The following is a 25754-nucleotide window of genomic DNA, read 5'->3' on the forward strand; positions in this document are numbered from 1 at the left end:
AGCACCCCCGTCGTCGCCCGGGCATGAAATCATGGCGTGCACGCCAACCGGTGCCGGTCGAGTACGGGTTGGAGGACCGGAAACGAATTCAGGCCACGGCCTTCAGGGGGAGGAACGATGGCGGACAGCTTCGGGCCGGTGCTCAGCGAGCGCGAGCACGGTGGCGCGGTCCCGGAGGGATCGGAATCGGACAGCGGAGCATTCCGCAAGGAGCCGATCAGGGTCCTTGTCGTGGACGACCATGCCCTCTTCCGCCGCGGACTCGAGATCGTCCTCGCCCAGGAAGAGGACATCCAGGTCGTCGGCGAGGCCGGTGACGGCGCCGAGGCCGTCGACAAGGCCGCCGATCTGCTCCCCGACATCGTCCTGATGGACGTACGGATGCCCCGGCGCGGTGGCATCGAGGCGTGCACCTCCATCAAGGAGGTGGCCCCCAGCGCGAAGATCATCATGCTGACGATCAGCGACGAGGAGGCCGACCTCTACGAGGCGATCAAGGCGGGGGCCACGGGCTACCTCCTCAAGGAGATCTCCACCGACGAGGTCGCCACCGCGATCCGCGCGGTCGCCGACGGGCAGTCGCAGATCAGCCCGTCGATGGCGTCCAAGCTCCTCACCGAGTTCAAGTCGATGATCCAGCGGACCGACGAGCGTCGGCTCGTGCCCGCGCCCCGGCTGACCGACCGCGAGCTGGAGGTCCTCAAGCTGGTCGCGACCGGCATGAACAACCGGGACATCGCCAAGGAGCTGTTCATCTCCGAGAACACCGTGAAGAACCACGTCCGGAACATCCTGGAGAAGCTGCAGCTGCACTCCCGGATGGAGGCCGTGGTCTACGCGATGCGGGAGAAGATCCTCGAGATCCGCTAGCCCAGTCCCGGCTGACCCAGGGCCGTCACCAGGTCCTTCGCCAGCTCCGGGCGGTCCACCCGCTCCACCGCCACCGCGTCGCAGCCCACCCACTCGGCCGCCTCGCGCAGGGCCCGCGCCACCGCCGGCACGGCCTTGGGGCCGTCGAGCGTCACCTGCCGGGCGACGAGCGTCCGGCCCTCCCGCGCCGGGTCCACCCGGCCGACAAGACGGCCACCGGCGAGCACCGGCATCGCGAAGTAGCCGTGGATCCGCTTCTGCTTCGGCACGTACGCCTCCAGGCGGTGCGTGAAGCCGAAGATCCGCTCCGTGCGGGCCCGCTCCCAGATCAGCGAGTCGAAGGGCGAGAGCAGCGTCGTGCGGTGCCGGCCGCGCGGCTCGGCGGCGAGCGCCGCCGGATCCGCCCAGGCGGGCTTCCCCCAGCCCGCCACCGTCACCGGCACCAGACCCGCCGCCTCGACCACCGCGTCGAACTGCTCGCCCTTGATCCGGTGGTAGTCCGCGATGTCCGCGCGCGTGCCCACGCCGAGGGCCTCGCCCGCCTGCCGCACCAGGCGCCGCACGCACTCGGCGTCGTCCAGCTCGTCGTGGAGCAGCGCCTGCGGGATCGCCCGCTCGGCCAGGTCGTAGACCCGCTTCCAGCCGCGCCGCTCCGTGACCACGACCTCGCCGTACATCAGGGCCCGCTCGACGGCGATCTTGCTGTCGGACCAGTCCCACCACTCGCCCTTGTTCTTCGCGCCGCCCAGTTCGGTCGCCGTCAGCGGGCCCTGGTCCCGCAGCTGGTCGATCACCTTCTCGTACGCCCCGGCCGACAGCTCGTGGTGCCAGTGCGGGCGGTTGCGGTAGGCGCGCCGGCGGAAGGCGAAGTGCGGCCACTCCTCGACGGGCAGGACGCAGGCGGCGTGCGACCAGTACTCGAAGGCGTGAGCGCCCGTCCAGTACGCCTCCTCCACGGCCGTGCGGCCCACGGCGCCCAGCCGCGCGTACGGGATGAGCTCGTGGGAGCGGGCGAGGACGGAGATGGTGTCGAGCTGGACCTGGCCGAGCGACCGGAGGACCCCGCGCACCCCGGCCCTGCGGTCGGGCGCGCCCAGGAACCCCTGGGCGCGCAGGGCGATCCTGCGGGCTTCGTCGGCGGACAGTTCGGCGGCGGGGCGCGGCGCAGTCGTCATGGTCCGCACCCTAGGCCCCGGCACTGACAGTCACACCGCCTCGGCCGGACGCTCGGGGGCCGGGAGGTACGGCAGGGGGCTCGGCAGGCCGAAGTCGGAGGGGAGCAGGGCGCCGACCCAGGCGTCCCGGAGGGTGCCCTTGTTGGGGATGCCGGCGCGCTGGACGCCCTCGACGACGAAGCCGACCCGTTCGGCCACGGCCCGCGAGCCGGTGTTGCCGACCTCGGCGCGCCAGACCAGGCGGACACAGCCGAGCCCGGTGAAGGCCCAGTGGGCCAGGGCGCGCACGGCCTCCGTCATGTGGCCCCGGCCGCGGGCCTCGGCGGCGAGCCAGAAGCCGACCTCCCAGACGCCGGCACCCCGGTCGTGCAGCGAGACGGCGGCGATCAGCGGACCCCCGCCGAGCGGCTCCACGGCGAAGGCGTACTCCTTGTCCTCCCGCCAACCGTCCGGGACCAGCTGGTTCAGGAAGAACTCCGCGTCCTCGCGCTTGTAGGGGTCGGGGACGGTCGTCCAGCGGAGGATGGCGGGGTCCTGACAGATGGCGTACACGGTGTCGACGTCCTCGGGGACGAAGGTCCGCAGGCGCAGCCGGTCGGTGGTGAGGGTGATGGGATCCATGCCGGGATTGTGGTGACCCCGCGGACCGGAAGCGAACACTTTTCGGGTGGGGCGGCACCTTCCGCCCACCTCGTGCGTTCTCTTTACGGGCGGACGTACGGCTCCGGCACTGCGGGCCTCCCTGTGCGAGGGCGGTCTCGCTTACGATGGCCGTTGCGGTGGGGACCACCTGCCGTGCCCGCGCTCGCGTCCATCACAAGACCCAGTGCCAGGCCCGACCGGCAAGGAGACCAGCCTCAGTGTCCGTCTTCAACAAGCTCATGCGTGCAGGCGAAGGCAAGATCCTGCGCAAACTGCACCGCATCGCGGACCAGGTCAACTCCATCGAAGAGGACTTCGTCAACCTCTCCGACGCCGACCTGCGGGCGCTCACCGAGGAGTACAAGCAGCGGTACGCCGACGGCGAGAGCCTCGACGACCTGATGCCCGAGGCCTTCGCGACCGTCCGCGAGGCCGCCAAGCGCGTCCTCGGCCAGCGCCACTACGACGTCCAGCTGATGGGCGGCGCCGCCCTTCACCTCGGTCACGTCGCCGAGATGAAGACCGGTGAGGGCAAGACCCTCGTCGGCACCCTCCCGGCGTACCTCAACGCGCTCTCCGGCAAGGGCGTCCACCTGATCACGGTCAACGACTACCTGGCCGAGCGCGACTCCGAGCTCATGGGCCGGGTGCACAAGTTCCTGGGCCTGACCGTCGGCTGCATCCTGGCCAACATGACGCCGGCCCAGCGCCGCGAGCAGTACAACTGCGACATCACGTACGGCACGAACAACGAGTTCGGCTTCGACTACCTGCGCGACAACATGGCGTGGTCCAAGGACGAGCTCGTCCAGCGCGGCCACAACTTCGCCTGTGTCGACGAGGTCGACTCCATCCTCGTCGACGAGGCCCGTACGCCGCTGATCATCTCCGGCCCCGCCGACCAGGCGACCAAGTGGTACGGCGACTTCGCCAAGCTGGTCACCCGGCTGAGCAAGGGCGAGCCCGGCAACCCGCTCAAGGGCATCGAGGAGACCGGCGACTACGAGGTCGACGAGAAGAAGCGCACCGTCGCCATCCACGAGGCGGGCGTCGCCAAGGTCGAGGACTGGCTGGGCATCGACAACCTCTACGAGTCGGTGAACACCCCGCTCGTCGGTTACCTGAACAACGCCATCAAGGCGAAGGAACTGTTCAAGAAGGACAAGGACTACGTCGTCATGGACGGCGAAGTCATGATCGTCGACGAGCACACCGGCCGTATCCTCGCCGGCCGCCGCTACAACGAGGGCATGCACCAGGCGATCGAGGCGAAGGAAGGGGTGCAGATCAAGGACGAGAACCAGACGCTCGCCACGATCACCCTGCAGAACTTCTTCCGCCTCTACGACAAGCTCTCCGGCATGACCGGTACGGCCATGACCGAGGCGGCCGAGTTCCACCAGATCTACAAGCTCGGCGTCGTCCCGATCCCCACGAACAGGCCGATGATCCGCAAGGACCAGTCGGACCTGATCTACCGGACCGAGGTCGCCAAGTTCGCCGCCGTCGTCGACGACATCGCGGAGAAGCACGAGAAGGGTCAGCCGATCCTCGTCGGCACGACCTCCGTCGAGAAGTCCGAGTACCTCTCGCAGCAGCTCGCCAAGCGCGGCATCCCGCACGAGGTCCTCAACGCCAAGCACCACGAGCGCGAGGCCAGCATCGTCGCCCAGGCCGGCCGCCGAGGCGCCGTCACCGTCGCCACCAACATGGCCGGCCGCGGTACGGACATCAAGCTCGGCGGCAACCCGGACGACCTCGCCGAGGCCGAGCTGCGCCAGGCGGGCCTGGACCCGATCGAGCACGTCGAGGAGTGGGCCGCGGCCCTGCCCGGCGCCCTGGAGCGCGCCGAGAAGGCCGTGAAGGCGGAGTTCGAGGAGGTGAAGGAGCTCGGCGGCCTGTACGTCCTCGGTACCGAGCGCCACGAGTCGCGCCGTATCGACAACCAGCTGCGCGGCCGCTCCGGCCGTCAGGGCGACCCGGGCGAGTCCCGCTTCTACCTCTCGCTCGGCGACGACCTGATGCGCCTGTTCAAGGCCCAGATGGTCGAGCGCGTGATGGCCATGGCCAACGTGCCGGACGACGTGCCGATCGAGAACAAGATGGTCACCCGCGCCATCGCCTCCGCCCAGTCCCAGGTCGAGACCCAGAACTTCGAGACCCGCAAGAACGTCCTGAAGTACGACGAGGTCCTCAACCGGCAGCGCGAGGTCATCTACGGCGAGCGCCGCCGCGTCCTGGAGGGCGAGGACCTGCACGAGCAGATCAAGCACTTCATGGACGACACGATCGACGACTACATCCGCCAGGAGACCGCCGAGGGCTTCGCGGAGGAGTGGGACCTCGACCGTCTGTGGAACGCCTTCAAGCAGCTCTACCCGGTGAAGGTCACCGTGGAGGAGCTGGAGGACGCGGCCGGGGACCGGGCGGGCATCACCGCCGAGTTCATCGCCGAGTCCATCAAGGACGACATCCACGAGCAGTACGAGACGCGCGAGAAGCAGCTCGGCTCGGACATCATGCGCGAGCTGGAGCGGCGCGTGGTCCTCTCCGTCCTCGACCGCAAGTGGCGCGAGCACCTCTACGAGATGGACTACCTCCAGGAGGGCATCGGCCTGCGCGCCATGGCGCAGAAGGACCCGCTGGTCGAGTACCAGCGCGAGGGCTTCGACATGTTCACCGCCATGATGGAGGGCATCAAGGAGGAGTCCGTCGGCTACCTGTTCAACCTGGAGGTCCAGGTCGAGCAGCAGGTCGAGGAGGTCCCGGTACAGGCGGCCGCTCCGTCGCTCGCCAAGGAGGACGCGGTGCCGGCGGGTGCCGGGCGTCCGGAGATCCGCGCCAAGGGGCTCGACGCCCCGCAGCGGCCGGACCGGCTGCACTTCTCGGCGCCGACCGTGGACGGGGACGGCGGTGTCGTCGAGGGAGACTTCGCCTCCGACGACGTGGAGGGCGACGGGATGACCCGGGCCGAGCGTCGCAAGGCGCAGAAGAACGCGGGCGGCGGGCGTCGCCGCAAGAAGTGACGCGTTTGAACTGATGTGACGGAAGGGGTCGGTCGCCTGGTGGCGGCCGGCCCCTTCGTCGTGGGTGGCGGGCCTTGGGGCGGTCGGCCCCTTCGTCGTCGGTGGCGGCCCCGGTGGGCGGCCGGCCTTTCGTCAGGCGTGGCGGGCGGTCACGCCGAGTCCGTCCAGCTCCACGGCGGCGCAGCGCCAGCGCTGGTCCTCGCCGCGCTCCAGGCGGAACGCCATGGCCCGCACCCGGGCGCCGGTGGCGATGGTCGCGAAGGCCTCGACCACGGCCTGCGGGGAGTGCACCTGGACCGAGCAGCGGCGCAGGACCGGGCGGGGGCCGAGCGAGCGCAGGGGCGTCTCGGGGGCGAGCCGGACGAGCTGCTCGTACGCGTCGCCGACGGTGTGGCCGAGCATCCAGTGGACGGGCCGCTCCCCGCTCAGCACGGCGAGCAGACGCTCGGCGAAGACGGTGTGCGGGGGGAGCGCCCGGGGCGCGGTGCGGGAGGGGCCGCCCTGCGCGGGCGTACGGGGGCGGGGGCCGGCGGCGCCGCGCGGCCGGGATCCGGCGGAACCACGCGGGCGCGTGCCGGCCGGGCCGCCGGGGGCCGTGCGAGGGCGGGGGAGCGGGGAGGGCGTGGCGGTGAGCGTGGTGTTCATGACGGTCCCCTGTCGCTGCGTAACCGAGTGATACCAGTCGGTAACTTTCGTTGGGGATCTTGTACGGCCGGACTCCGGGGCGCCGCAAGGGTGCCGCCGCAGCGGGGCGGTCCCGGAAACGGATCACCTATCAGGGTGACGCGGTCGGAAATCGTCTCTCCGGCGGCTCGGTGGACGGCCCTCCGACGTGGACGGGCGGCGATTCGGGCCAGCCACCCCGAAGGGGGACTCCGCACGTATCCTGAGGGCCTCTCCGTCTACGAAAGCGGCCTGCCATGCGCGTCTACATCCCCCTGACCCTCCCCGGTCTCGCACAGGCGCACAAGACGGGCGAGCTGGGCCCCGGCCCCCTGACCGCCTACGCCGTCACCCCCGCGCTGCGCGAGTGGTACGTCTCCGACGACATCGAGGAGCTGGAGTACGCGGCGCTCAACCGGGCCGCCTCCGCCTCCCTGCGACTCCTCGCCGGCGACCCCGAGGCGCCCCGGCGCCGGATCGTCGTCGCCGTCGACGTGGCCGACAAGGACGCGACCGTCGACCCCGACCGCGGGCTCGACGGCGGCTCCATCGGCGAGGTCCGCATCGCCGGAGCCGTACCGCTGGCCAAGGCCGCGGCCGTGCACGCCGACGCGGACGACGCCGAGGCGGACGTCACGGCGGCGGCGGGCGCGCTGGGCGCGGCGGACCAGGGCGACGACGACGCCCAGTTCGTCGTGGACGGGGCCGAGGACCACGAGCTGCTGTGGTTCGGCGTGCAGGAGATCCCCGCGCTGCTCGGCTGACCCACCCGGATCCTCGCCGACCCGGGCGGCGGGTACCGTCTCTCCATGGGGAAGCACGGAAAACACCTGGTCTGGGACTGGAACGGCACACTGCTCGACGACATCGACGCGGTGATCGGCGCGACGAACGCGGCCTTCGCCGAGCTCGGGCTCGCGTCCATCACGCTCGAGCGGTACCGCGAGCTGTACACGGTGCCGGTGCCGAAGTTCTACGAGCGGCTGATGGGGAGGCTGCCGACGGACGAGGAGTGGACCGTCATGGACGGGGCCTTCCACCGGCACTACTGGGTGCGGGCCGAGTCGTGCGGGCTCACCGTCGGCGCGGCGGAGCTGCTCGCGGCGCGGCAGGCCGCGGGGGCCACGCAGTCGCTGCTGTCGCTCGCGCAGCACGCGCATCTCGTGCCCCTTGTGCAGCGCTACGGGATCGCCGAGCGGTTCGTCCGCGTCGACGGGCGCGTCGACGCGTCGACCGACGGGAAGTCGGGGCACATGGTCCGGCACCTGGCCGCGCTCGGGGTCCCGGCGGACCGCGTGGTCGTCATCGGCGACGCTGCGGATGACGCGGTGGCGGCGGCGCATGTGGGGGCGCGGGCGGTGCTGTACACCGGGGGGTCGCACAGCCGGGCTTCGTTGTCGCGGGTGGGGGTGCCGGTGGTGGACTCCCTGGAGGAGGCCGTCGCTGTCGCGGAGGAGCTGGTCTAGGGCGCGCTTGGCTTCTGCCCGGTGATGGGCGGCCGGGTGCGGCTCGGTGGGTGGTTTGTGCCCACCCGTTCCGCCCCGGCGGAACGCGTGCCCACAAACCACCACGAGCGCCCGGGGCGGCTAGCCCTTCGCTCGGAGGACCTTCAGGAACTCGCGCATCCAGGTGGGGTGGTCCGGCCAGGCTCGGGAGGAGACCAGGAGGCCGTCGACCACGGCCGCGCTGTCCTGGAAGGTCGCCCCGGCCGCCTGCATGTCGAGCTCCAGGGCCGGGTAGGCCGTGACGCGGCGACCCTCCAGGCTGCCGACCGCCGCCGTCAGGAGCGGGCCGTGGCAGATCTGGGCCACCGGCTTGTCCGAGTCGAAGAAGGCCTTGAGGATCTTGCGGAGCTCCGGGTCGTTGCGCAGGTACTCCGGCGCCCGGCCGCCCGGGATCACCACCGCCACGTAGTCGCCCGGGTCGACCTCCGAGAAGGCCAGGTCGGCGGGCCAGGTGTAGCCCGGCTTCTCCGTGTACGTGTCGTAGCCCGGCTCGAAGTCGTGGACGACGAAGCGGAGCGTCTTGCGCGCCGGGGCCGCGATGTCGACCTCGTAGCCCTCTTCAAGTAGCCGCTGGTAGGGGTACATCACCTCCAGAGATTCCGCCGCGTCACCGGTCACGATCAGGATCTTCGCCATGGCTCTCCCAGATCACAGAGGGATGGGTCCGTCGTGCTGTGTCCATGCTTGTGCCCACACGTGTCGCTGTCCATATCGTCAAACTTCCCCCGCTCTTTTGTACGCATACGGCTCATGACGCTTCGGGGGGCGGGGGCGATAGGCTTTTCCCGTGATCAGCGCGATACGCCGTGGGGGCAGCGAAGCCCCCGGCTGCCGCCCGGTCCGCGACAGCGGCCGGGTCGAGCGTGCGTTCGCCGATCCTCTCCGTCCGGGCGCGCCACGTTCCGTGGCCGATAACGGCCCGGGCATCTCTCATCCGGGCATAACGTCGACTCTGACCGGAATCACCGCGTCGTGGCGTTGTGCCCTTTCTTCCACCGACGTCACGCAACGGCGCGCGACAGGAGTCAGAGGACATGCAGACCAAGCTGGACGAAGCAAAGGCCGAGCTGCTCGAGAGGGCCGCTCGGGTAGCTGAGCACAGCCCTGTCGGGGGGCGACTTCCCACGGGCCCGGAGGGCGCGGAGGAGCGTCCGGACCGGGACACCGTGCTCGACTACCTCCAGCGCTACTACCTGCACACCGCGCCCGAGGACCTCGCCGACCGCGACCCGGTCGACGTGTTCGGTGCCGCGCTCTCTCACTACCGGCTCGCGGAGAACCGCCCGCAGGGCACCGCGAACGTGCGCGTCCACACCCCGACGGTGGAGGAGAACGGCTGGACCAGCAGCCACTCCGTCGTCGAGGTCGTCACCGACGACATGCCCTTCCTCGTCGACTCGGTCACCAACGAGCTGTCCCGCCAGGGCCGCGGCATCCACGTCGTGATCCACCCGCAGGTCCTCGTCCGCCGTGACGTGGCCGGAAAGCTCATCGAGGTCCTGTCGACCCAGATCCAGGGCGAGCTGCCGCACGACGCGCTCGCCGAGTCCTGGATCCACGTCGAGATCGACCGCGAGACCGACCGCGCCGACCTCAAGCAGATCACCAACGACCTGCTGCGCGTCCTGTCCGACGTCCGCGAGACGGTCGAGGACTGGGAGAAGATGCGCGATGCCGCCCTGCGCATCGCCGACGGCCTCGCCGACGAGCCCACCGCCTCCGACCTGCGGCCGACCGAGGTGGAGGAGGCCCGCGAGCTGCTGCGCTGGCTCGCCGACGACCACTTCACCTTCCTCGGCTACCGCGAGTACGAGCTGGTCAACGGTGACGCCCTGTCCGCCGTGCCCGGCACCGGCCTCGGCATCCTGCGCTCCGACCCGCAGCACGGCGCCGACGACCAGGGCCACCACGCCCACCCCGTCTCGCCCTCCTTCAGCCGGCTGCCCGCCGACGCCCGCGCCAAGGCGCGCGAGCACAAGCTGCTGATCCTGACGAAGGCCAACAGCCGGGCGACCGTGCACCGCCCCTCGTACCTCGACTACGTCGGCGTGAAGAAGTTCGACGCCGAGGGCAACGTCATCGGCGAGCGCCGCTTCCTCGGCCTCTTCTCGTCCGCCGCCTACACCGAGTCCGTCCGCCGGGTCCCCGTCGTCAAGCGCAAGGTCCAGGAGGTCCTGGCGGGCGCCGGCTTCTCGCCGAACAGTCACGACGGCCGCGACCTGCTCCAGATCCTGGAGACCTACCCGCGCGACGAGCTCTTCCAGACCCCGGCCGACCAGCTGCAGTCCGTCGTCACCAGCGTCCTGTACCTGCAGGAGCGCCGCCGGCTGCGGCTCTACCTGCGCCAGGACGAGTACGGCCGCTACTACTCGGCCCTCGTCTACCTGCCGCGCGACCGCTACACGACCCGCGTCCGGCTGCGGATCATCGACATCCTGAAGGAGGAGCTCGACGGCACCAGCGTCGACTTCACCGCCTGGAACACCGAGTCGATCCTCTCCCGGCTGCACTTCGTCGTCCGCGTCAAGCCCGGCACCGAGCTGGCGAAGCTCACCGACGCCGACGTCGACCGCATCGAGGCCCGGCTCGTCGAGGCCGCCCGCTCCTGGGCCGACGGCTTCGGCGAGGCGCTGAACGCCGAGTTCGGTGAGGAGCGCGCCGCCGAGCTGCTCCGCCGCTACGGCAACGCCTTCTCCGAGGGCTACAAGGCCGACCACTCGCCGCGCGCCGCCGTCGCCGACCTTGTCCGCATGGAGAACCTGGCCGCCAGCGGCAAGGACTTCGCGCTCTCCCTCTACGAGCCGGTCGCCGCCGGGCCCGGCGAGCGCCGCTTCAAGATCTACAAGACGGGCGACCAGATCTCCCTCTCCGCCGTCCTGCCGGTCCTCAACCGGCTCGGCGTCGAGGTGACCGACGAGCGCCCGTACGAGCTGCGCTGCGCCGACCGCACCCACGCCTGGATCTACGACTTCGGTCTGCGGATGCCGGCCGCCTCCGGCAACGGCGGCGACTACCTCGGCGACGACGCCCGCGAGCGCTTCCAGGAGGCCTTCGCCGCCACCTGGACCGGCCAGGCCGAGAACGACAACTTCAACTCGCTCGTCCTCTCCGCCGGGCTCACCTGGCGCGAGGCGATGGTGCTGCGCGCCTACGCCAAGTACCTGCGCCAGGCCGGGGCGACCTTCAGCCAGGACTACATGGAGGACACCCTCCGGGACAACGTCCACACCACCCGGCTGCTCGTCTCCCTCTTCGAGGCCCGGATGGCGCCGGAGCGCCAGCGCGCCGGCACCGAGCTGATCGACGGCATCCTGGAGGAGCTGGACGGCGCCCTCGACCAGGTCGCGAGCCTGGACGAGGACCGGATCCTGCGGTCCTTCCTCACCGTCATCAAGGCGACGCTGCGGACGAACTTCTTCCAGACGGCGGCGGACGGCAAGCCGCACTCCTACGTGTCGATGAAGTTCGACCCGCAGGCCATCCCGGACCTGCCGGCGCCGCGCCCGGCCTTCGAGATCTGGGTGTACTCCCCGCGCGTCGAGGGCGTCCACCTGCGCTTCGGCAAGGTCGCCCGAGGCGGCCTGCGCTGGTCCGACCGCCGTGAGGACTTCCGCACGGAGATCCTCGGCCTGGTCAAGGCGCAGATGGTGAAGAACACCGTCATCGTGCCGGTCGGCGCCAAGGGCGGCTTCGTCGCCAAGCAGCTCCCGGACCCGTCCGTGGACCGGGACGCCTGGCTGGCCGAGGGCATCGCCTCGTACAAGACCTTCATCTCGGCGCTCCTCGACATCACCGACAACCTGGTCGCGGGCGAGGTCGTGCCGCCGGTCGACGTGGTCCGCCACGACGAGGACGACACGTACCTGGTGGTCGCCGCCGACAAGGGCACCGCGACCTTCTCCGACATCGCCAACGGCGTCGCGGAGTCCTACGGCTTCTGGCTCGGTGACGCCTTCGCCTCCGGCGGCTCCGCCGGCTACGACCACAAGGGCATGGGCATCACCGCCCGCGGCGCCTGGGAGTCCGTCAAGCGGCACTTCCGCGAGCTGGGCCACGACACCCAGACCGAGGACTTCACCGTCGTCGGCGTCGGCGACATGTCCGGCGACGTCTTCGGCAACGGCATGCTGCTCTCCGAGCACATCCGCCTGGTCGCCGCCTTCGACCACCGCCACATCTTCATCGACCCGAACCCGGACGCGGCCGTCTCGTACGCCGAGCGCCGCCGGCTCTTCGACCTGCCGCGTTCCTCCTGGGCGGACTACGACACCTCGCTGCTCTCGGCGGGCGGCGGCATCCACCCGCGCAGCGCCAAGTCCATCCCGGTCAACGCGCAGATGCGGGCCGCCCTCGGCATCGAGGACGGCGTCACCAAGATGACCCCGGCCGAGCTGATGAAGTCGATCCTGCAGTCGCCCGTCGACCTGCTGTGGAACGGCGGCATCGGCACGTACGTGAAGTCCTCGGTCGAGTCCAACGCCGACGTCGGCGACAAGGCCAACGACGCCATCCGCGTCGACGGCCAGAACGTCCGCGCCCAGGTCATCGGCGAGGGCGGCAACCTCGGCGCGACCCAGCTGGGCCGCATCGAGTTCGCCCGCTCCGGCGGCCCCGAGGGCCGGGGCGGCAAGGTCAACACCGACGCGATCGACAACAGCGCCGGCGTCGACACCTCCGACCACGAGGTCAACATCAAGATCCTGCTCAACGGGCTCGTCGCCGAGGGCGACATGACCGTCAAGCAGCGCAACAAGATCCTCGCGGAGATGACGGACGAGGTCGGCCGGCTCGTCCTGCGCAACAACTACGCGCAGAACACGGCCCTGGCCAACGCCGTCGCCCAGTCGCCGTCCCTGCTCCACGCCCACCAGCGCTTCATGCGCCGCCTGGGCCGCGACGGGGCCCTCGACCGCTCCCTGGAGTTCCTGCCCAACGACCGGCAGATCCGCGAGCTCCTCAACAACGGCCGGGGCCTGAGCCAGCCCGAGCTCGCCGTCCTCCTCGCGTACACCAAGATCACGGTGGCCGACGAGCTGATCGGTACGGAGCTGCCGGACGACCCGTACCTGCGCGGGCTGCTCCACGCGTACTTCCCGACGCTGCTGCGCGAGAAGTTCCCCGAGGCCGTCGACAACCACGCCCTGCGCCGCGAGATCATCACGACGGTCCTGGTCAACGACACCGTCAACACCGGTGGCTCGACCTTCCTGCACCGCCTCCGCGAGGAGACCGGCGCGTCGATCGAGGAGATCGTCCGCGCGCAGACCGCCGCCCGGGTCGTCTTCCGCCTCGGCCAGGTCTGGGACGCCGTCGAGGCCCTCGACAACCAGGTGCCGGCCGACGTCCAGACCCGGATGCGGCTGCACTCCCGCCGGCTCGTCGAGCGCGGCACCCGCTGGCTGCTCAACAACCGGCCGCAGCCGCTCCAGCTCAGCGAGACCATCGAGTTCTTCGCCGAGCGGGTCGAGGAGGTCTGGGCCCAGCTGCCGCAGCTGCTGCGCGGCGCGGACCTGGAGTGGTACCAGTCGATCCTGGACGAGCTGACCGAGGTCGGCGTGCCGGAGGAGCTCGCGCTGCGCGTCGCCGGCTTCTCCTCCGCCTTCCCGATCCTCGACGTCGTCGCGATCGCGGACCGGATGGGCAAGGAGCCGCTCGCGGTCGCCGAGGTCTACTACGACCTGGCCGACCGGCTGCGGATCACCGACCTGATGGACCGGATCATCGAGCTGCCGCGCAGCGACCGGTGGCAGTCGATGGCCCGTGCCTCGATCCGCGAGGACCTCTTCGCGGCGCACGCGGCGCTGACCGCCGACGTCCTGACGGTCGGCAACGGCACGACCAGCCCCGAGGAGCGGTTCAAGGAGTGGGAGGAGAAGAACGCGGCGATCCTGGGCCGCGCACGGACGACCCTGGAGGAGATCCAGGGCTCGGACACCTTCGACCTGGCGAACCTGTCGGTGGCGATGCGGACGATGCGGACGCTGCTCCGCTCGCACAGCTAGTCGCGTAGGCGCGCGATGAGGAAGGGCCCCGCCGGTGTTCCGGTCGGGGCCCTTCCTCATTCCGCGTCGGGTGTCGCCGTCGAGGTCCACAGGCGGCGGGCGGCGAGCAGGGCCGCCGCGAGGAGCAGGCCGTTGCGGAGCACCATGACGGCCAGGCCGGTGGCGGTGCCGTCCACCACGTCCGCGTAGAGGACGGGGTACGCGAGGGAGCTGAGGGCGGCCGCCGGGAGGAGCAGCAGGGCGACCGGGCGCATCACGGTGTGGCGGGAGGTCAGGCAGACGGCGGCGAGGCCGATCAGCCAGACCATGTACTGGGGGCTGATCACCCGGCTGGTGACGGTGAAGAGCAGGACGGCGGCGAGGGCCGCGTCGAGCGGGGTGGCGGGGGTCCAGCGGCGGGCCTGGAGGCGCCACAGGAGCAGCCAGCCGAAGGCGAGGACGGTGAGCAGCAGGGCGAGGTGCCCGAGGGTGGAGACGTACGGGCCGACGTACTCGAAGGCCCCGTAGCGGAAGTCGACCCTTCCCGACCAGGCCCCGGTGGCGTGGGCCACCGCGAGGGCCGTGCCGCCCAGGGACTCGATCTGGATGCCGCGGCCGCCCTGCTGGCGCAGGAAGCCCAACGACTCGGAGAAGAGCAGCGCCAGGGTGGCGAGGAGCACGAGGGCGGTGACGGCGGCGGCGGTCCAGGCCTCCCGGGTGGTACGGCCCCGGGGCGTGCCGATCAGGGCGAGGGCGGGCCACACCTTGACCATGGCGCCGATCCCGGCGAGCGCGCCGCCGAGCCGGTGGGCGGTGGTGGAGCGGGCGCCGAGGGCGAGCAGGGCGAGCACGGCGAGGGCGGTGGTCTGTACGTCGTACCGGGCGAGCGGCAGGTGGAGGAGGAGGGGGAGGCCGCAGACCCAGATCCAGGCGCCGTGGGTGAGGTGGGTGCTGTCGGCGCGGGCGAGGGCGAGCGTGACGACGGCGTCGGCGAGGAGGGTGAGGGCGACGAAGGCCTGGAAGTAGGTGAGCCAGGGGAGGAGGCCCGGCCCCATGACCACGAGTCCCGCGCCGGGCGGGTACTGCCACATGGCGTCGCCGGGCGGGAAGGTGCCGGCGGCGAACTGCCCGTACCAGTACTGGTAGAGGCCCACTTCGCGGCCCACCCCGCCGATGCCGAGGTCGTCGCGGACGAGCAGCAGGAGCATGCCCGCCCGGGCGAGGATCCAGACGGCGGCGAGGGCGAGGTCGGGGCTGCGGCTGACGGTGACGAAGGTGGCCGAGGTGAAGGTGTCCGAGTCGAAGGGGGACTTGGTGAGGGCGGGGGGTTCGCTCGCGGAGCGGGGCGGGGCCGGGGTTTCGCCTCCGGGGCGGGACCGGGTTTCGCCTTCGGAGCGGGGCCGGGCTTCGCTTCCGGAGGGAGACCGGGCTTCGCGCCCGGAGCGGGAGCGGGCTTCGCTTCCGGGGCGGGGCGGCGACTCAGGGTGATCGTTCGTCATCCCACCGCACTTTAGACCGCGATGTCTTGTTTGTTCGGTTACTTCGCTCTCGGCCCGGCCGTGAACTCCTCGTATGCCGCCACCACCTCCTTCGCCGGCCCGTCCATCCGCAGCGTCCCCGCCTCCAGCCACAGCGCCCGGTCGCAGGTCTGCGTGATCGTGGAGTTCGCGTGGCTGACCAGGAAGACCGTCCCCGCCTCCGCCCGCAGCTCGTCGATCCGTTCCTGGCTGCGGCGGCGGAAACGCGCGTCGCCGGTCGACAGGGCCTCGTCGATGAGGAGCACGTCGTGGCTCTTCGCGGCGGCGATGGAGAAGCGCAGCCGCGCGCCCATCCCGGAGGAGTACGTCCGCATCGGGCGGGAGATCGCGTCGTCCTTCTCGTTGATGCCGGAGAAGTCGACGATCCCGTCGTAGCGCTCCCGGACCTCCGTGCGGCTCATGCCCATCGCGAGGCCGCCCAGGATCACGTTCCGCTCGCCGGTCAGATCGTCCATCAGGGCCGCGTTCACGCCGAGGAGGGAGGGCCGCCCGTGGGTGTAGATCCGCCCCCGGTCCACGGGCTGGAGGCCCGCGACGGCCTTCAGGAGGGTGGATTTCCCTGATCCGTTCGAACCGATCAGGCCAATTGCCTCGCCCCGGTACGCGACGAAACTGACGCCCTTCACGGCGTGGACCCGGCGGCCGGCCGGAGCCGTGCGGCGGCGCAGCATCCGGCCGAGCGCGGCGGTGGCGCCGCCCCGGCCGCCGGGGTGCCCGCCGTGGACGGTGTACGTGATGTGGACGCCGTCGGCCACGACCGTGGGCGCCTTCGAGGGTTCAGCCACGGCCGTACGTCTCCTCCGCCTTCCAGAACCAGACGAAACCGCCCCCGAAGGCCAGCAGGGCCCAGCCCGCGGCGAGCGCCCACACGTGCGGCGGCAGCTGCGCCGCCGTGAAGCTCTCGATCAGGGCGAAGCGCATGAGGTCGATGTAGACCGCCGCCGGGTTGCACTGGAGCGCGAGGACCACGGCCTCCGGGAAGCGGCCGCTGGCCGCCAGGTTCTGGATCGAGAACATGGCGCCCGAGGCGTACATCCAGGTGCGCAGCACGAACGGCATCAGCTGGCTGACGTCCGGGGTGCGGGCCGCGACCCGGGCCAGCACCAGCGCCACGCCCGTGTTGAACAGCGCCTGCAGGAACAGCGCCGGGACGGCGAGCAGCCAGCTCCGGCCGGGGAACTCGCCGAAGCAGGCCAGGAGCGCGACGAGCACGGCGAGCGAGAACAGCAGCTGCTGGAGCTGCTGGAAGGCGAGCGAGATCGGCAGGCTCGCGCGCGGGAAGTGCAGGGCGCGGACGAGGCCCAGGTTGCCGCTGATCGCCCGGGTGCCGGCCTGGACCGTGTTGGCGGTGAAGGTCCACACGAAGATGCCGGTCACCAGGAAGGGCACGTAGTCGGGCACGCCGCTCTTCGCGTTCATCAGGACGCCGAAGATCAGGTAGTACACGGCCGCGTTGAGGAGCGGGGTCATCACCTGCCAGACCTGGCCGAGGCGCGCCTGGCTGAACTGGGCGGTGAGGCGGGCGGTGGCGAAGGCGGCGACGAAGTCGCGGCGGGACCAGAGCTGCCGCACGTAGGCGGGGAGCGAGGGGCGGGCGCCGCTGACGCTCAGGCCGTGGCGGCGGGCGAGGGCGCCGAGGTCCTCCGCGGGGGCGGCCGGTGTCTGCGTCTGAGGTGCGGGTGGGGCCAGGGTCGTGGTCACGGGCGGGCGCTTTCGACGAGGGGTACGGGGGCGCGTGAGGCCGTCGGCGATGGGACGGGTCCGTATCGTCGCTACGGTGAGGTTAGGACGCTCCCACGACGGAACGCAACCGTATCGTCGTAACGCCTCCGGGATATCGCCGTTGGTTAGGATGCCGTTCATGACCGACCCGACCCCCCGCCGCGCCCCCGCCGGAGCCGCCGTACTCCGCGAGGACGTGACCGAGGCCATCCGCGCCGCCGTCTTCGAGGAGCTCGCGGCCGTCGGCTACGCCCGGATGTCCATCGAGGGCATCGCGCGCCGCGCGGGCGTCGGCAAGACCGCCGTCTACCGGCGCTGGAAGTCCAAGCTCTCCCTCGTCCTCGACCTCGTCGGCGCCTTCGCCGCCCAGGGCCTCCCGGCACCCGCCAGCGGCTCCCTGTACGGGGACGTGCGCGCCCTCCTCGAAGTGGCCTCGCACGCCCTGCGCCACCCGGTCGCCTCCCAGGTCATCCCGGACCTGCTCGTCGAGGCCGCCCGCCACCCCGAGATCGCCGAGACCGTCAAGGCCGTGCTGCTCGACGGGCAGCAGGGCGTCATGACCCAGATCGTCCGCGAGGCCGTCGCCCGCGGCGAACTCCCCGAGGGCGCCGACCCGGGCAAGGCCCTCGACCTGGCCGTCGGCCCGCTCTACTGGCGCCTCGTCGTCGTCCGTACGCCCCTGCCGAAGGGGTACGTGGACGAACTCGCGCGCTCGGCGGTGGCGGCGCTCAGGGCCTGACCGGCGGGCGCTACTTCACCGCGCCCGCCATCACCCCCGACGCGAACTGCCGCTGGAACGCGAAGAACACCACCAGCGGCACCACCATCGACACGAACGCCCCCGGCGCGAGCACGTCCACGTTGTTGCCGAACTGGCGCACCTGCTGCTGGAGCGCCACCGTGATCGGCGGCGACTGCGAGTCCGCGAAGATCAGCGCGACCAGCATGTCGTTCCACACCCACAGGAACTGGAAGATCCCCAGCGAGGCGATCGCCGGACCGCCGAGCGGCAGCACCACCCGGGTGAAGAGACGGATCTCGCCCGCCCCGTCGAGCCGCGCGGCCTCGAGGAGTTCGCGCGGGATCTCCGCGAAGAAGTTCCGCAGCAGGAAGATCGCGAACGGCAGGCCGAAGGCCGTGTGGAAGAGGACCACCCCGGCCGTCGTCTCGAAGAGCCCCACCGCCCCGAACAGCTTCGACACCGGCACCAGGGCCACCTGCACCGGGACCACGAGGAGCGCGACCACACCCAGGAACCACCAGTCCCGGCCCGGGAACTCCAGCCACGCGAAGGCGTAACCGGCGAGCGAGCCGATGAGGAGGACCAGGAGGGTGGCCGGGACGGTGATCAGGACGGTGGAGAGCAGCGAGCCGGTGATCGTGTCGTTCGCGAGGAGACGGGTGTAGTTCTCGGTGGTCAACTGCGCCGGGGCCGTGAAGACCTGCCACCAGCCGCTCGCCGCGATGTCGGACGGCGAGCGGAGCGAGGAGAGCAGCAGCCCGACCGTCGGCATCAGCCAGAACAGGCCGGCGAGGACGAGGAAGACCCGGACGGCGCCGGACGCGGCCCCGCCGGCGAGCCGGGCGGCGAGGCGCGTGCCGGACCCGGGGGTGCTCCGAGGGGTGGCCTCGGCGGCGGTCTCGGTGGTGAGCGACGTCATCGGCGGGACTCCCTTCGGATGCGGCGGATGTTGACCACCATCACCGGCAGCACGAGGAGGAGCAGGACGACGGCGATGGCCGAGCCGACCCCGAGGTCCGCGTCCGTGCCGAAGGACGAGCGGTACAGCTGGAGCGCGAGCACGTTCGCGTCGTCCTGCGCGGAGCCCGGCGCGATGACGAAGACCAGGTCGAAGACCTTGAGCACGTTGATCATCAGGGTGACCAGGACGACCACGAGGACGGGCGCCAGGAGCGGCACCGTGATCCGCCGGAACACCTGCCACTCGTTCGCCCCGTCCACCCGCGCCGCCTCCAGGAGTTCGCGCGGTACGGCCGCGAGCCCGGCGCCGATCAGGACCATCGCGAACCCGGCCCACATCCACACGTACGCCCCGATCACGGCCGGGGTGACGAGCGAGGGGCCCAGCCACTCCACGCCGTTGTACTGCTCCCGGAAGTTGCTCGCGGGCAGCCGCAGTACGGCTCCGTCGGCGCGGTCCGCCGGCAGGGTGAAGCTGCCGTCGGCCGCCGCCGTGGCCGTGGCGACCACCTTCCCGTCCCGTACCGCCTCGATCCGCAGCCCCTTCAGGCCCAGCTCCTCCGGATCGACCGCGTTCGGCTTCCCGCCGCCGCCCCGCGTGAAGTCCAGCCAGGCCGTTCCGGTGATCCCGGTGGACGCGGGTGCCGGCGCGTGCGCCGGGCGGGCGTCCTGGGGCATCTGCGCCGGCGCCACCCCGACCAGCGGCAGCAGCACCGGCACCCCCGCCCGGACCGGCTCCTTCGTGACGAACGCCCCGCCGCCCGCCGCCTCCAGCGGATGGACGGGCAGCGGCCGGGCCCGGGGGAAGCCGGAGGACTCGGCGAAGGTGTCGTGGACCCCGACCCAGACGGCGTTGGCGACCCCGCGGTCCGGGTCCTGCTCGTAGACGAGCCGGAAGATGATCCCGGCGGCGAGCATCGAGATCGCCATCGGCATGAAGACGACCAGCTTGAACGCCGTCCCCCAGCGCACGCGTTCGGTCAGCACCGCGAAGACCAGACCGAGCGCGGTGGCGACCGCCGGGGCCACCACCAGCCAGATCAGGTTGTTGCGGACGGCGGTGCGGAGCGAGTCGTCGGTGACGAGCGCCAGGTAGTTGTCGAGGCCGACGAAGGAGGCGCCGGAACGGTCGAAGAACGAACGCCGGACGGAGTACCCGATCGGGTAGACGACGAGCGCGCCGAGCAGGAGCAGGGCGGGGAGCAGGAACCCCGCCGCCACGGTCCTGCTCCTGCTCCTGCTTCTGGTCCTGGTGGCCGGCATGTCGGCCTCAGCCCTTCGCGGCGGCCTTGTACGCCTTCGCCGCGTCCGCCTCCAGACGCGCCTGGGCCCCGGCGACGTCCTTCGGGTTCTTCAGGAAGTCCTGGAGCGCCTTCCACTCGCCCTTGCCCGGCGTCCCGCCGAAGGACTGCGGCATCTGGTCCGACATGTCGAAGCGGAAGTCGTCACCGGCCCCGATGAGCGCCTTGGCGATCTCCCGCTGGACGTCGTTCGGGTACGCCGCCGGGTCCAGGTTCTTGTTGGGGGAGAGGAACCCGCCCTCGGCCGCCCAGATCTTCGCCGCGTCCGGCGAGGCGAGGAAGGCGAGCAGCGCCTGCGCGCCCTTGGTGTCCTTCAGGGCCACGGCCGCGTCGCCGGCCGTCACCACCGGGGCGGTGCCGCCGTCGCCGACCTTCGGGAAGGGGAAGACCTTCGCGTCCTTCCCGATCTCCGCCTTGGTCTGCGCGATGTTGACGGCGGCGAAGTCGCCCTCGAAGACCATCGCCCCCTTGGGCTGGTCGCCGCCCGTGAAGGTCTGCGTGACCGAGGCCGGGTACTCCGTCTGCAGCGCACCGGTCGGCCCGCCCGCGATCAGCGCCGGCTTGCCGAAGAGCTCGGCGAGGGTCTTCAGGGCGGCGGCGACGGACGGGTCCGTCCACTTGATCTCGTGCTTCGCCAGCTGGTCGTACTTGGCCGGGCCGGCCTGGGAGAGATAGACGTTCTCGAACCAGTCGGTGAGCGTCCAGCCGTCCGCGCCGCCGACCGAGACCGGGGTCACGCCGGAGGCCGAGATCGTCTCGGCGGTGGCGAGGAACTCCTTCCAGGTCTTCGGCTCCGAGGCGCCCGCGTTCTCGAAGACGGCGGTGTTGTACCAGACCAGGGACTTGTTGGCGGCCTTGAAGTAGACCCCGTACTGGGTGCCGTCCACCGCGCCGAGCTCCTGCCAGCCGCGCGAGTAGTTCGCCGCCAGCTGGGACTTGACCTCCGGGCCGACCGGCTTCAGCCACTTCTGCGCGGCGGCCTGCTGGATCGCGCCCACCTGCGGGAGCATCGCCACGTCCGGCGGCGCACCGCCGGCGATCTTCGTGCCGAGGAAGTTCACGATCGGGTCCTGTGCGGGCACGAAGGTGACGGTCGCACCGGTGCGCCTCTCGAACTCCTTCAGGACCTTGGTGAAGTTCTCCTGCTCCGGGCCCGTCCAGACGGCGGCGACCTCGATCTTCTCGCCCTTGAGGGAGAGGTCGCGGCCCGGTGCGGGCTCCGGGTCCTTCGAGGTGCCGCCGTCGCCGCAGCCCGCGAGGGCGAGTGCGGCCACCGCCGTCAACGCCGTGAAGGTCACTGCGGCCCTGCGTGGCCGAAGAGTTGTACGCATCGCTGCCCCGTCTCTCCCGTGCGCTTCGCTGTCCCGTGCCGACAGGTCTACGCCGGGCCGCGGAGCCCCGCAATACCGCCTCCCGTGTCAAGCGGACGATCGTGACGCCCTCGTGACGTGGCGTCAGCCGTGCGTGGCCGGGGTCAGCGGGGCTATTGGCGTCGCCTCGACCGAGCGCGCCGCCCGGTCCAGCGCGCTGGCCAGGAGCGCCAGGTCCGTCGGTCCGTTGCCCAGCTCACGGACCGGGCGACGGGTGGGCGGGTCGCCCATCCGCTCCCACTCCAGCGGGACGACCGTCGGACGGAGCGTCGCCGTCCGGGGGATCCGGCCCGTGACGCGACCCGTCTGGAAGGGGGTCACCCGGCCGTCCGGATGCCCGAGACGGCCCCGCCCGGCCGCCGGCACGTCCGGGCCCGCCGCCACCGGCGGCGCGTCGAGCACGATCCGCAGCCGGGCCCCGTGGGCCAGCTCCGTGTCGACGGTCCGGTCCGGACGCGCCGAGGTCGCCACGAGGTGCACCCCGAGCCGCTCGCCGTTCCGCGCGATGGCCTCCAGGACCCGCACGACGGACCCGGCGGCGGGCCGGCCGGGAGCGCCGAGCGCGGGGGCTACCAGGGCGTCGAAGTCGTCGACGAGCACGACGAGCCGCGGCAACTGCCCGGCTCCTGCCGCCCGCCCGGCCCCCTGCTCCCCGGAAGCGGGCCGGGGGATCCGCCCCGCGGAGTCCTCGGTGGCGGGGCGGGGGATGCGGCCGCTGGCCCGGGCGGTGAGGTCGTCGGGGGCGGGACGGGCGACGCGGCCGCTGCTCCGGCCGGTGAGGTCGTCCGCGCCGGGGTACGGGACGCGCCCGCTCGTCCGGCCCGTCACGTCGTCCGCGCCTCCGCGCGGGACGCGGCCGCTCGGGTGCTCGGTGAGGTCGCCGTCGCCCGTGCGGAGGGTGCGGCTGCTCGGGCGGTCGTCGAGGGGCCCGCCGTCCCGCCGCGGCAGCCGCCCACTGGGCGTATCGGCCAGGAAGGCGTCCCCACCGGACCGCGCCCGCGCCCCGGACCGCTCGTCGAGGCCCCCGTCCCCGGCACGGGGGACGCGCCCGCTCGGGCGGTCGCCGAGATCGCCTGCGCCGGGGTACGGGGTACGGCCGCCGGCGCGGCCGGTGACGTCGTCGGCGGAGGGGTACGGGACCCGACCGCTGGAGCGGCCCGCCACGTCGTCCGCGCCGGGGTACGGCACGCGGCCGCTCGTGCGGCCCGTCACGTCGTCGGCGCCCGGGTACGGGGTACGACCGCTGGAGCGGCCGGTGAGGTCCTCGCCGGAGGGGTACGGCACGCGGCCGCTCGTACGGCCCGTCACGTCGTCGGCGCCTCCCCGCGAGGGGCGGACGGCCGGGTGGTTCGTGGGGGCGGAGTCGGTCGTGCGGAGGGTGCGGCCGCCGGCGCGGCCGCCGAGGTCGCCCGTACCCGGCTGCGGGACGCGGCCGCTCGTGCGGCCCGTCACGTCGTCCGCGCCCGCGCGCGGCACGCGGCCGCTGCTCGGGAGCGCGCCGATCGTGCCGTCGCCCGTGCGCAGCGTGCGGCCGCTCGGGCGGTCCGCGAGGTCGCCGGTGTCCGGGACGCGGACGGTCGCGCGGGCGCCCTGGGGCACGGTCTCCGCCGCGCTCGGGGCGCGCTGCCCGATCAGCCGGTCGGCGACGGGCGTGCGGCCGCCCCGGCGGTCGGCGAAGTGCCCGTCGCCCAGCAGCTCCGCCCGGCGCTTCAGCTCGGCGCCGAGCGCCTGCGCGAACTCCCGCATCCGCACCGGGTCCGAGGCGACCAGGTGCTCGGTGACGTGCGGCAGCTCCGTGCAGGCCGAGAGGCCCTCGCCGCGCTCGCCGCCCGCGCCGTCCACGAGGAGCAGCCCGAGCCGGTCGGGGCGGCCGCCCGCCGCGAGCGAGGCGGCGATCGAGCGGAGCAGCTCCGTGCGTCCGCTGCCCGCCGGGCCCTCGATCAGCAGGTGCGGGCCCTCCTTGGTGAGGTCCACGGAGAGCGGTCCGCGCGGCCCCGCGCCCAGGACGGCCGTGCCGTCCCCGGCGGAGGCCCAGCGGGCCATCAGGGAGGCGGGGGTGGCCCGGGCGAGCCCGAGCTCGTCGAGGAGCCGGGCCGACGGGGGCAGCGCGGCGGCCCGGGCGCCCGGTGCCGCGGCCGTCTCGGGGCGCAGCGGGGCGAGGGCCCGGCCGAACCGCTCGGCCCAGGCGACGGAGACCGCGTCGACGACGCCGACGGTGCCGTGGCCCGCGAGCCGGCCGCCGGAGGTCCGGAGCAGCCGCAGGGCCGTCGCCACGTCACCGCTCAGGAGCGTCGCGGCCCCGCACTCGCGGAAGGCGAGGGACGCGGCGCACGCGGCCTCGTACGTGGCGGCCACGGGCGAGTCCGGGGTGGCGGAGGGCGCCTCGGCGAGGCACAGGAGGTGGATGCCGGCCGCCGCGCCCGCGCCCGCGAGCCGCGCGACCGTCTCGCGGAGGGCCGCCGATCCGGGGTCGCCGTCGACGATGACGACCGTCGTCGGCCCGTCGTGGCGGGCGGCGGCCTCGGCGACGGACGCGCGGTCGGCGCTGGGCCAGCCGGGGCCGAGCGGGCCGTCGTCGAGCCGCCGGGTCAGCTCGGCCGCACGCGCGTGGGCCTGGTCGCGGTCGTACGCCAGGAGCAGCCGGCAGTCCTGGCCGTGGGCCGGCCGGACGTGCGGGAGCCAGCCGAGCCAGCCCCAGGCGCGGCGCCGCTCCTCCAGGGAGCGGTTCCGGTCGGCGCTGATGAGGACGATCTCCAGGTCGGAGGGGGAGTGCAGGGCGGCGAGCTGGGCCACCACCGAGCGCGCGAGCCCGGCGAGCCGGTCGCCGGGGCCCGCCAGGCCGAGGGACCCGGCCTCGCGCAGTCCGACGGTGACCGGCACGCCGGAGAGTTCGGCGCGGTCGGTCGTGCCGAGCCGGACCACCAGGGACTCGGGGTGGTCCTGGGACCGCTCCCAGAGCCGGGGGCCCGGGCCGAGGGCGGTGAGCAGGACGGTGGCCGGGTCGGGCCAGGTGTCGGCGCGCGGTACGGGGCCGGGGGCGCCGTCCCGGGCGCCGGGGCCGGGACGGGTGCCCGCGTGCGTGTCCGGGGAGTCGTGGAGGCCGGCGGGGGCCGGGAGCTCCTCGCGGCCGCCCGCGAGGCGCCGGGCCCACGCGCCGAGCCCGCGCTTGCCGCCGCGCGCGGACGCGGGAGACGCCGCGGGAGCGTCCCCCCGGTCCCGGGGCCGGTCGGTCCCCCGGGTCCTGGCGTGCGGCTCGCCGTCGTCGTGGACTGCGTGCTTGTCGGGCCCGCCGTACCGGTCGTGCGGGTCCCCCGCGTGCGCGTGGCCCCCGTCGTAGACCTCGCCGTACGCGATGCCGCGCGCTCCGCCGTGGGTGGTGTCCTCGCCCGGTCCCACCTGAGCGGTGCGGTCCGGCAGGTGCGTCCCGTGCGCGACGCGCAGGTGGCCCTCGCCGTCCGGGGCGGTCGCCACCGCGTCCGTGCCACCGGGGGCGCCGACGGGGCCCGTCAGCCGGAGGGCGGACTCGCCGAGGCGCAGCAGCGCGCCCGGGCGGAGCGGCACCGGGCGGTCGCCGACGGGCACGCCGTCGAGCGTCGTGCCGTTCGTCGAGCCGCGGTCGGAGACCGTGACCCGGCCGTCCTCGCCGACGGTCACCGTGCAGTGGGCGCGGGAGACGTCGGGGTCGTCGAGGGGCACGTCGGCGTCGACGGAACGGCCGATTCTGATCGCTCCGCCGTGCAGCAGGTGCACTCCGCCCGCGTCCGGGCCGGCCACCACGTGCAGCCGGGCGCAGGCCGTCTCGTCGACCCGGTCGTCCGGGCCGGGGACCTGGAGGGAGAGGACCGCGCCGTCGACCAGCGGGGGCTCGCCGAGGACGCAGCGGCGGCCGTCGAGCCGCTCCGCGCCCGCGTAGAGCACGGTCGTGCCCGAGGCGGAGGTGTCGGGGCCGGTGACGGCGGCGGCGAGGTTCGAGGCCACGGCGGCGAGAGCCGTCCCGGCGGGGGCCGTGACGAGCACGTCGCAGGCGCGCCCGGCGCCGTGGCCGGCGTACGGCGCGAGGACGGTCAGCCGGATCTGCATCGCCGTCAGCGGTCCCTTCTGCGCGAGCCGGCTCGGCAGGGGGGAACCGCCCTGTGTCTCCCCCCACCCGGCACGGACGCGTCGCCCGGTACAGGTCGGCACGGCGCGGGGGCTCCCGACCCCGTCGACGCGACGTGCTGGAGGCATCCTCGCACCTGCCACCGACAACACGCCCGCGG

17 protein-coding genes are annotated in these 25754 nt (G+C 72.7%); 6 read left to right on the forward strand and 11 right to left on the reverse strand.

The annotated features are described in order from the left end of the window. The first annotated feature begins 117 nt into the window (after window positions 1-117). Window positions 118-870 (forward strand): response regulator, encoded by a 753-nt coding sequence (locus tag BLW86_RS23210; protein WP_093875828.1) that lies wholly within the window; start codon window positions 118-120, stop codon window positions 868-870. Here the strand turns inward: BLW86_RS23210 and BLW86_RS23215 are convergent. Both BLW86_RS23215 and BLW86_RS23220 read right to left on the reverse strand, forming a co-directional pair. Next, a complete protein-coding gene (locus BLW86_RS23215) occupies window positions 867-2045 on the reverse strand; it encodes a winged helix-turn-helix domain-containing protein (RefSeq protein ID WP_177181733.1) in 1179 nt (392 codons plus the stop codon). The two genes, BLW86_RS23210 and BLW86_RS23215, sit on opposite strands and share 4 nt — an antisense overlap. Window positions 2046-2075: 30 nt before the next feature. Further along, entirely contained in the window at window positions 2076-2666 is a 591-nt protein-coding gene (locus tag BLW86_RS23220; protein WP_093878819.1) for a GNAT family N-acetyltransferase, read from the reverse strand. A 239-nt stretch (window positions 2667-2905) separates the two neighbouring features. Between BLW86_RS23220 and secA the strand changes: the two genes are divergently transcribed. Further along, window positions 2906-5713 carry a preprotein translocase subunit SecA gene (gene secA / locus BLW86_RS23225; protein ID WP_093875830.1) on the forward strand — a complete coding sequence of 936 codons (2808 nt, stop codon included), beginning with the start codon at window positions 2906-2908 and terminating at the stop codon, window positions 5711-5713. A 132-nt stretch (window positions 5714-5845) separates the two neighbouring features. On the opposite strand, the gene BLW86_RS23230 is transcribed toward secA, so the two are convergent. Then, the gene (locus BLW86_RS23230) at window positions 5846-6358 is read right to left on the reverse strand and encodes an Rv3235 family protein (protein ID WP_093875831.1); all 513 of its coding nucleotides are present in this window, start codon (window positions 6356-6358) and stop codon (window positions 5846-5848) included. Window positions 6359-6633: 275 nt separating this feature from the next. Here BLW86_RS23230 and BLW86_RS23235 point away from each other — a divergent pair, with 275 nt between their 5' ends. Both BLW86_RS23235 and BLW86_RS23240 read left to right on the forward strand, forming a co-directional pair. Beyond that, window positions 6634-7140, forward strand: coding sequence for a DUF6912 family protein (locus tag BLW86_RS23235; protein WP_093875832.1), 507 nt, complete (start codon window positions 6634-6636; stop codon window positions 7138-7140). Between the two features lie 45 nt (window positions 7141-7185). Continuing rightward, the gene (locus BLW86_RS23240; protein WP_093875833.1) at window positions 7186-7842 is read left to right on the forward strand and encodes an HAD family hydrolase; all 657 of its coding nucleotides are present in this window, start codon (window positions 7186-7188) and stop codon (window positions 7840-7842) included. A 120-nt stretch (window positions 7843-7962) separates the two neighbouring features. On the opposite strand, the gene BLW86_RS23245 is transcribed toward BLW86_RS23240, so the two are convergent. Next, the gene (locus tag BLW86_RS23245; RefSeq protein ID WP_093875834.1) at window positions 7963-8517 is read right to left on the reverse strand and encodes a DJ-1/PfpI family protein; all 555 of its coding nucleotides are present in this window, start codon (window positions 8515-8517) and stop codon (window positions 7963-7965) included. 398 nt (window positions 8518-8915) lie between these two features. Between BLW86_RS23245 and BLW86_RS23250 the strand changes: the two genes are divergently transcribed. Continuing rightward, complete coding sequence (locus BLW86_RS23250; RefSeq protein WP_093875835.1) at window positions 8916-13883, forward strand: NAD-glutamate dehydrogenase; 4968 nt, start codon at window positions 8916-8918, stop codon at window positions 13881-13883. A 56-nt stretch (window positions 13884-13939) separates the two neighbouring features. On the opposite strand, the gene BLW86_RS23255 is transcribed toward BLW86_RS23250, so the two are convergent. From BLW86_RS23255 to BLW86_RS23265, 3 genes are read right to left on the reverse strand one after another with little or no spacing between them, the layout of a single operon-like run. Continuing rightward, window positions 13940-15361, reverse strand: coding sequence for a glycosyltransferase family 87 protein (locus BLW86_RS23255; protein WP_371129566.1), 1422 nt, complete (start codon window positions 15359-15361; stop codon window positions 13940-13942). A gap of 38 nt (window positions 15362-15399) precedes the next feature. After that, window positions 15400-16185 carry an ABC transporter ATP-binding protein gene (locus BLW86_RS23260; RefSeq protein ID WP_093875836.1) on the reverse strand — a complete coding sequence of 262 codons (786 nt, stop codon included), beginning with the start codon at window positions 16183-16185 and terminating at the stop codon, window positions 15400-15402. After that, window positions 16178-17101: an ABC transporter permease gene (locus tag BLW86_RS23265; protein WP_093875837.1), complete on the reverse strand. Its 924-nt coding sequence runs from the start codon at window positions 17099-17101 to the stop codon at window positions 16178-16180. The genes BLW86_RS23260 and BLW86_RS23265 overlap by 8 nt, the downstream gene beginning before the upstream one ends. Before the next feature lie 160 nt (window positions 17102-17261). Between BLW86_RS23265 and BLW86_RS23270 the strand changes: the two genes are divergently transcribed. Further along, window positions 17262-17861, forward strand: a complete 600-nt coding sequence (locus BLW86_RS23270; protein WP_093875838.1) for a TetR/AcrR family transcriptional regulator — start codon at window positions 17262-17264, stop codon at window positions 17859-17861. A 10-nt stretch (window positions 17862-17871) separates the two neighbouring features. Here BLW86_RS23270 and BLW86_RS23275 read toward each other — a convergent pair whose 3' ends face one another. From BLW86_RS23275 to BLW86_RS23290, 4 genes are all read right to left on the reverse strand, one after another. Then, on the reverse strand, window positions 17872-18783 hold the full coding sequence (locus BLW86_RS23275; RefSeq protein ID WP_093875839.1) for a carbohydrate ABC transporter permease: 912 nt from the start codon (window positions 18781-18783) through the stop codon (window positions 17872-17874). Next, window positions 18780-20087: a carbohydrate ABC transporter permease gene (locus BLW86_RS23280; RefSeq protein WP_093875840.1), complete on the reverse strand. Its 1308-nt coding sequence runs from the start codon at window positions 20085-20087 to the stop codon at window positions 18780-18782. The genes BLW86_RS23275 and BLW86_RS23280 overlap by 4 nt, the downstream gene beginning before the upstream one ends. 7 nt (window positions 20088-20094) lie before the next feature. Next, window positions 20095-21456 (reverse strand): ABC transporter substrate-binding protein, encoded by a 1362-nt coding sequence (locus BLW86_RS23285; RefSeq protein ID WP_093875841.1) that lies wholly within the window; start codon window positions 21454-21456, stop codon window positions 20095-20097. A 123-nt stretch (window positions 21457-21579) separates the two neighbouring features. Beyond that, the gene (locus BLW86_RS23290; RefSeq protein WP_093875842.1) at window positions 21580-25575 is read right to left on the reverse strand and encodes an FHA domain-containing protein; all 3996 of its coding nucleotides are present in this window, start codon (window positions 25573-25575) and stop codon (window positions 21580-21582) included. Between the last annotated feature and the right edge of the window lie 179 nt (window positions 25576-25754).

This window comes from Streptomyces sp. TLI_105 (genome assembly GCF_900105415.1).
GTDB lineage: Bacteria > Actinomycetota > Actinomycetes > Streptomycetales > Streptomycetaceae > Streptomyces.